1 pseudogene is annotated in these 565 nt (G+C 65.0%); it reads left to right on the top strand.

Annotated features, from left to right (window positions below):
* Positions 1-565: pseudogene (locus OC610_RS28615) on the top strand (type IV secretion protein Rhs); the annotation flags it as partial.

Genomic DNA, 565 nt, shown 5'->3' with positions numbered 1-565 from the left:
CGGCGGCGCGCTGCGTGCGGCATTGGGCATCGTTCGCGCAGATGGACAGCCGCTACACCTGGGGCGAAGACGGCAGCGTCACCGTTCACAACCTCGATGGCAGCCAGGAAGTCTACGTCCACGACGACCGCGCGCGACTGGTGCGCCAGGTCGATCCCGCCGGCGGTGAACACCTCAAGGCCTATGACGAGCAGGGCCGGCTGATCGCCGAGCAGGACCCGCTCGGCGCCGTCACCGAATACCGCTACGACGAAGTCGGACGGCTGGTGGCGCTGATTCCGCCTGAAGACGAGCCCACGTCCTACGAATACCGAAACGGTTTCCTGCACACTCGGCAGCGCGGCAAAGCCGTGTGGACCTACCGCCGCAACGACCAGGGCGATGTCATCGAGGCCATCGACCCGGACGGCCAAAGCACCTGGTACCACTACGACGCCCAAGGGCAACTGAAAACCATCAGCTACCCGGACGCCAGCGCCCATTATTTTGTGCGCAACCGCCTGGGCCAGTTGACGGAAGAAACCCTGCCCGATGGCAGCCAGCGGTGTTTTTCCTACGACGCCCA

It is taken from the genome of Pseudomonas agronomica (genome assembly GCF_025917275.1).
Lineage (GTDB): Bacteria > Pseudomonadota > Gammaproteobacteria > Pseudomonadales > Pseudomonadaceae > Aquipseudomonas > Aquipseudomonas agronomica.
The sequence above is the reverse complement of the archived record's forward strand: the minus strand, read 5'-3'. Positions and strand labels throughout refer to the sequence as shown.